Here is a 7716-nt window from a genome sequence, read left to right on the forward strand (position 1 = left end):
CACGGATCGGAATCTCGCTCGACAGGTCAAACCGATACCCGGCCAGCGCCACCAACTCGCCGGTCACCTCGCGCTCCGGCAACGACACCGCCACCGCGCCCGTGTGCCACCACATTCCCGGCCGCGCCGGCAACACCTGCTGGCACGGCACCCCGTCGACGTCGGGGAATATGGTGCGCAGCGCTTCGTGGCGGGCGATCACATCGTCGAGCGCCGTCCCGAGGGCGTCGACGTCCAGCGGCCCGTCGATCCGAAACGCGGTCGGCATGTTGTAGGTCGCCACCCCGCCCTCGAACCGGTCCAAAAACCACAACCGGCTCTGGGCGAACGACAACGGAATCCTGGCCGGCCGATCGGCCGCTACCAACGGTTTACGCCGGGCCCCGTCCTCACCGATCCGCGGCGCCAGCTCGGCAACCGTCGGCGCGTCGAACAAGGTGCCCACCGCCAGGCCGGCATCGAGGGCGGTGTTGACGGCGGCGATCAGCCGCATCGCCGACAGTGAATCCCCACCCAGGTCGAAGAAGGAGTCGTCGACCCCTACCCGCTCCAGACCGAGGACCCGGGCATAGATATCGGCCAAGGCCCGCTCGACCGGGCTGGATGGGGCGCGATACCGGGACGCGTTCTGGTAGTCGGGCGCCGGGAGGGCGCGCTTGTCGAGTTTGCCGTTGGGGGTCAACGGCATTCGATCCAGCGCCACGACCGCCGAGGGGATCATGTAAGCCGGGAGCCGCTCGGCCAGGCGCGCGCGTGCGTCGGTCACGTCGACGGTTCCGGTGACATAGGCGACGATCTGTTTGTCGCCAGGGCGGTCCTCGCGGACGATCACGGCCGCCTGCCCCACCCCGTCCAGTGCGCTCAACGCCGCTTGGACTTCGCCGAGCTCGATGCGATACCCGCGGATCTTGACTTGCTCGTCGGCGCGCCCCAGATAGTCCAGCTGCCCGTCGGGACGCCAACACACCAGATCCCCGGTCCGATACATGCGTGCCCCCGGCGCATCCGCACCGCCGAACGGGCATGCCACAAACCGCGAACCGGTCAGTCCCGGCCGCCGCCAATACCCAATTCCCACACCGGTACCGGCCACATACAGCTCACCGACCACGCCTTCAGGCACCGGGCGCAATGAGCCGTCGAGCACAAACAGCGCCGCCCCGGGCACAGGGGAGCCGATCGGCACCGCACCCGAGCCCGCCGTCAGCGGCGCACTGATCGTCGCCAAAATCGTCGTCTCGGTCGGGCCGTAAGCGTTGACCATCACCCGCCCCGGTGCCCACCGATCCACCACGTCGGCCGGGCACGCCTCGGCGGCGATCAGCAAGGCCGCCGACTCCAAACCCTGCTGCGACAGTGTCCCCACCGACGACGGGGTCTGGCCTAAAACGTTGACCTTCTCGGCAACCAGCAAGGCGTGGAAGTCTTCTGGCGAACGCGTCACCTCTTCGGGCACCACCACCAGCCGGCCACCGTGCAACAGCGCGCCCCAGATCTCCAACACCGAGTAGTCGAACGCCAAGGAGTGAGACAGCGTCCACACCCGTTCCGGCCCCAGCTCGAAGCCGGCATCCAGCGAGTCGAATAGCCGGGCGACGTTGTGATGGGTGACCGCAACGCCTTTGGGAGTCCCGGTGGTGCCCGAGGTGTAGACCAGGTAGGCCATGTCATCCGGGGCGGGCGCCGGTAATGCCGTGCCGGGCTGGGCGTCAATGCGAGGGTCGTCGACATCGATGACCGCCAGCCCATGCCCGTCCAGCCGATCGGCCAACTCGGCGGTGGTGATCGCGGCGACCGGTGCACCATCGGCGAGCATGAAGGCGATCCGGGCATCCGGCACAACCGGGTCGATCGGCAGATACGCCGCCCCGGTTTTCAGCACCGCCAAAATCGCCACGACCGCCTCGGCCGACCGCGAAAACAGCAGCGCCACACACTTTCCCGGTCCTATCCCCTGGCCGGCCAACAGGTTCGCCAACCGGTTGGCCGCCTCATCGAGCTCCCGGTAAGTCACGGAGCGGCCTGCGAACGTCAGTGCCACCGCGCCCGGGGCACGCGCCACTTGCTCGGCGAACAAGACCGGAAGCGACGGCCGAGTGGGGGCCGGCGCGATCAACGCCGCGCGGTTACCCCACTCGTCCAGCCGGTCCTGCTCACCCTCGTCGTGCAGGTCGATCGACGACAGCCGCGGCCCCGCATCGGCCGTCATGCGCGCCGCCCCGTCTCGGCGGTGATCGCCACCAACACGCGCTGCCACCGCTCGATGAGCGCCTTGATTCTGGCCTCGTCGAAGATGTCGGTTCGAAATTCCACTTCCCCGCCGATCCCGGCGGGCTCGCCAGCTTCGTTCCAGCGTTCGGCGAGCGAAATGGTCAAATCCATGCGGGCGGTCTGAAGCCGCACGGGCAGCGGCGCGACCTGGATATCACCCAGACTTAACCCGGCCACGGGATCGTGGTGCCCGGCGAAATTCTGCCAGCCCACCATCACCTGGATCAGTGGGTGATGCTTGCGCGATCGGGTCGGGTTGAGCCGCTCGACCAGTACGTCGAAGGGGACGTCTTGGTGCTCGTAGGCGGCCAGGCTGCGTTGTCGCACCTGGGCCAGTAGTTCGGCGATGGTGGGATCGCCGGCCAGGTCGACCCGCAGCACCAACGTGTTGACGAAGAACCCCACCAGCTCATCGAGCGCGGGATCGCCGCGCCCGGCGACCGCGATTCCCACCGCCACGTCGGGGCTGGCGCTGAGCTTCGACAAGAGCACGGCCAGCGCGGCCTGAACGACCATGAAACTGGTCGCGTTGTGTTCGCGGGCCAGATCGTGCACCCGCTGCTGCAGCTCGGCCGGCCACTCGACGGGCACGCTGGCGCCGCGCGGATCGGGAACCGGCGGGTAGGGCCGATCGGTGGGCAGGGGCAGGCGCTCGGGCAGGCCGGCCAGCGCGTCTTCCCAGTAGGCCAGCTGCGCGGCGATGGGGCTCTCGGGATCGGCCAGATCACCGAGGTGCTCGCGCTGCCACAGCGTGTAGTCGACGTACTGCACCGCCAGCGGGGCCCAGTCGGGGCCTTGCCCGGCGCATCGGTTGGCATAGGCAACGCCCAGATCACGCACCAGCGGGGTGATCGACGAGCCATCCGCGGCGATATGGTGCACCACGGCCACCAGCACATGCTCGTCGTCGCCGACGCGGAAAAGCCTTGCCCGCAGCGGGATCTCGGTGGCCAGGTCGAAGCTGTAGCGCACGGCGTCGCTAATCGCGTCCTCAAGCCGGTCCGCCTGCCAGCCGGTGGAATCGACGACGTCCCAACCAAACTCGGCACGTTCGGCGGGGACCACGAGCTGCTGGGGTGTCCCCTCGACCGCGGGGTACAGGGTGCGGAGGCTTTCGTGCCGGCCGACCACATCGGCCAGCGCCGCACCCAACGCTTCGGCATCCAGGCGACCGGTCAGCCGCAGCGCCGCCGCGATGTTGTAAACCGGTGAGGGACCGTGTAATTGGTCGAGGAACCACAATCGGCTCTGCGCGAACGACAGTGGGACGCTCGCGGGCCGCTCGACCGGGACCAACGGCTTCCGCCTGCCCCCGTCCTCGCCGATACACGGCGCCAGCTGGGCGGCCGTGGGAGCCTCGAACAAGGTGCGCACCGAAAGGCCGGCATCCAGAACGGTATTGATCGCGGCGATCACCCGCATCGCGGACAGTGAATCCCCGCCGAGGTCGAAGAAGGAGTCGTCGACCCCGACGCGCTCGAGCCCGAGCACCTGGGCATAAATGCCGGCCACGATCTCCTCGGTGGGGGTGGCCGGGGCGCGGTACCGATCGATGTCCGCGTAGACGGGTGCCGGCAGGGCGCGGGTGTCGAGCTTGCCGTTGGGTGTCAACGGCAGCGTGTCGAGTGCCACCACCGCCGCGGGGATCATGTAGGTCGGAAGCCGTTCGGCCAGCAGGGTACGTGCATGGGCCGGGTCTGCTGGTCCGGTGATATAGCCGACGAGGCGTTTGTCGCCGGGGTGGTCTTCGCGGGCGATCACCACGGCCTGCTCGACCCCGTCCAGCGCATTCAGCGCCGCTTGGACTTCGCCGAGTTCGATGCGATAGCCGCGGATCTTGACCTGCTCGTCCGCGCGCCCGAGATACTGCAGCTGCCCGTCAGCACGCCAGCACACCAGATCGCCGGTGCGATACATGCGGGCTCCCGCGGTGAACGGGCACGCCACAAAGCGCGACGCCGTCAAAGGGCCCCGCCGCCAATACCCAACTCCCACACCGGTACCGGCCACATACAACTCACCGACCACACCGGGCGGCACCGGCCGCAATGAGCCGTCGAGCACAAACAGCGCCGCACCGGGCACCGGGGACCCGATCGGCACCACGCCCGACCCGGCCGTCAGCGGCGCACTGATCGTCGCGTACACCGTGGTTTCGGTCGGGCCGTAGGCGTTGATCATCACCCGCCCCGGCGCCCACCGATCCACCACCTCGGCCGGACAGGGCTCGGCGGCCACCATCAACGCCGCCGACTCGAGCCCCTTCGGCGAGAGCACCCCCACCGCCGAGGGGGTCTGGCTTAGGACGCTGACCTTTTCGGTGACCAGTAACTCGTGGAAGTCCTGCGGTGAGCGGGCCACCGACTCGGGCACCACAACCAGCCGTCCACCGTGCAGCAGCGCGCCCCAGATCTCCCATACCGAGTAGTCGAAGGCCAGGGAATGACACTGCGTCCACACCTGTCCCGGCGCCAGCTCCACGCCGACATCCATGCCGTCGAACAGCCGGGTGACATTGTGGTGGGTGGTCGCCACCCCCTTGGGCACCCCGGTGGTGCCCGAGGTGTAGATCAGGTAGGCGATGTCATCGGCAGCCGGCGCCGGCAGCGCCGTGCCGGGTTGGGCCTCGATGCGGGGATCGTCGACATCGACGACCAGCAGGTCGCGTCCGTCGAGCCGATCGGCCAGCTCGCCCGTGGTGATCGCGGCGATCGGGGCGGCATCGGCGAGCATGAAGGCGATCCGGGCATCCGGCACCACCGGGTCGATCGGGAGATACGCCGCACCGGTTTTCAGCACCGCCAAAATCGACACGATCGCCTCGGCCGATCGCGAAAACAGCAGCGCCACACGCTGTCCCGCACCCACCCCAGAGCCGGCCAACAGGTTCGCCAGCCGGTTGGCGGCCTGATCCAGCTCGCGGTAGGTCCACGAATGCTCCCCGCACACCAGCGCCACCGCGTCCGGGGTGCGGGCCACCTGCGAGGCAAACAGCGCCGGGATGGACGCCGCGGCCGGTGCCGGCCGCGTCAACACCGATCCGTTACCCCACCCCTCCAGGCGGGCATGCTCGGGCTCGTCGAGCAGGTCCACCGACGACAGCCGCTGGGTGGGCTCGGAGGTCATCGCCGCCAACACCCGCTCCAACCGCTCGATCAGTGTTTGGATGCTGGCCGCGTCGAACACGTCGGTGCGAAATTCCACCGCCCCGCCGATCCCGGCGGGCTCACCGGCCTCGTTCCAGCGTTCCCCTAGGTAAAACACCAAATCCATGCGTGCCGCCTGGATGCCCACCGGAAGCGGCGTGACCTGCACGTCACCCAGGGCCGGCTCGACGGCGGGGTCGCTGTCTTGACCGGTGAAGTTCTGCCACGCAAATATCACCTGGATCAAGGGGTGATGGGTCAGCGACCGAGAAGGGTTGAGCCGCTCGACGAGCACCTCGAAGGGAACGTCTTGGTGCTCGAATGCCTCCAAACTGCGCGCCCGCACCTGGGCCAGCAGTTCACCGATGGTGGGATCACCGGCCAGATCGACACGCAGCACCAGGGTGTTGACGAAGAAACCCACCAGCTCATCGAGCGCCGGGTCGCGGCGCCCCGCGATCGAAATCCCCACCGCCACATCGGGGCTGGCGCTGAGTTTGGACAGCAGCGCCGTCAGGGCGGCCTGGATCACCATGAAGCTGGTCGTGTTGTGTTCACCGGCCACCTGAGCCACCCGCTGCTGCAGGTTCGCCGGCCACTCCACCGCGAGAGTGGCGCCGCGGTAGTCGGCGACCGGCGGGTAGGGCCGATCGGTGGGCAGCTGCAGGTGCTCGGGCATCCCGGCCAGGGCGTCCTGCCAGTAGGCCAGCTGCGCGGAGATGGGACTCTCGGGATCGTCGAGATCACCGAGGTGCTCGCGCTGCCACAGCGTGTAGTCGACGTATTGCACCGCTAACGGCGCCGTGTCGGGGGCGTGTCCCGCAGAGCGGCTGGCATAGGCCACACCCAGATCCCGCACCAGCGGCGCAATGGACCAGCCGTCGGCGGCGATGTGGTGGGCCACGGCCATCAGCACATGTTCGTCGTCGCCGATGCGGAAAAGCCTTGCCCGCAACGGGATCTCGGCGGCCAGATCGAACGTGTGACGCGCCTCGGCGCTGATGGACTCATAGAGCTGGTCTCCCGGCCAGCCGGTGGCATCGATGACTTGCCATCCGAAGTCGGCCTGCTCGGAGGGGATGATCACCTGCTGGGGTACGCCATCGGGCGCGGCGAACAGGGTGCGCAGGCTCTCGTGGCGGGCCACCACGTCGGCCACCGCCGCACCCAACGCCTCGACGTCGAGCCGCCCACACAGCCGCAAGGCAACCGCCATGTTGTAGATCGGGGAGGGCCCCTGCAACTGGTCGATGAACCACAACCGCTGCTGCGCATACGACAACGGGATCCGTTGGGGACGTGGCATCGGCACCAGGGGCGGGCGGGGAGAAGCGCCACGATGCCGTCGCAGATGCTCGGCGAGGTCCGCGACTTTGGCGGCCTCGAACAGATACCGCACCGGCACTTCCCTGCCCAACGCGAGCTGCAGGCGCGCGCTGACGCGGGTGGCGCTCAGCGAATCGCCACCTAGAGCGAAGAAATCGTCGTCGAGCCCGACCCTGGCAAGGCCCAATACCTCGGCGAACGCCTCGGCAATGATCTTTTCCGTCTGGGTCTGCGGCGCCCGAAACGCTCTGGCGGCAAAAACCGGCGCCGGCAACGCTTTTCGGTCGACCTTGCCCGACGAGGTCAACGGGAATTTCTCGAGCACGACGATGTGTGCGGGCACCATGTAGTCGGGTAACCACGCGCTCAACCGCTGCCGCACCGCTCCGATCTTGGTGTTGGTGTCGGGATCATTGGCGTGAGCGGTGTGTTGCCGAGCTCCGGCGGGGGGCAGATACAGGTCGGCCAGCGGTGCGATGTGGGCGCCGTCGGCGTCGGTGGGGGCGATGAAGACCGCATCCAGGGTGCCCGGTTGGGCGCCCCAGGTGACCGCCACGTGGTATCCGGCCGTTTCACCGAGGCGGTACAACTCTTCGGGGACAACAGCATCGGCGGTGGCGAGGGCTTGGGCCAGGGCGTCGGCGACCGATACCCCTGCGGCGAGGGCGTGTTCGACGTGAACGTCGCCGATCACCCCGGCACGGGGGATTCCGGTGACGCGGACGGTGGCCGGATGTTGCGATATCAACCGGTCGCGCACTCCCGCGCAGTTGGTCCACGCGCAGCTGGGCGCGTCGGCCAGCGAACGCACGGATGCGGGGGTTTTGTGGATGACGACGTCGTAGCGATACCGGGTCAGTTCGTTGTCGGCCGTCCCGCGTTTGACCTGAATGTCGACGCCGGCCACCGCCGGATGCTCGGCGGCCAAGCTGGTGAAAAACTCCGGCGCCAACAGCAATTCGGTCTCGCCGAG

General features: G+C 68.4%; 1 pseudogene. It reads right to left on the reverse strand.

What is annotated here, in order from left to right:
* Nucleotides 1-7716 (reverse strand): annotated as a pseudogene (locus tag A5744_RS23900) (amino acid adenylation domain-containing protein); the annotation flags it as partial.

The sequence above is a fragment of the Mycobacterium sp. IS-1264 genome (genome assembly GCF_001954195.1).
Taxonomy (GTDB): domain Bacteria; phylum Actinomycetota; class Actinomycetes; order Mycobacteriales; family Mycobacteriaceae; genus Mycobacterium.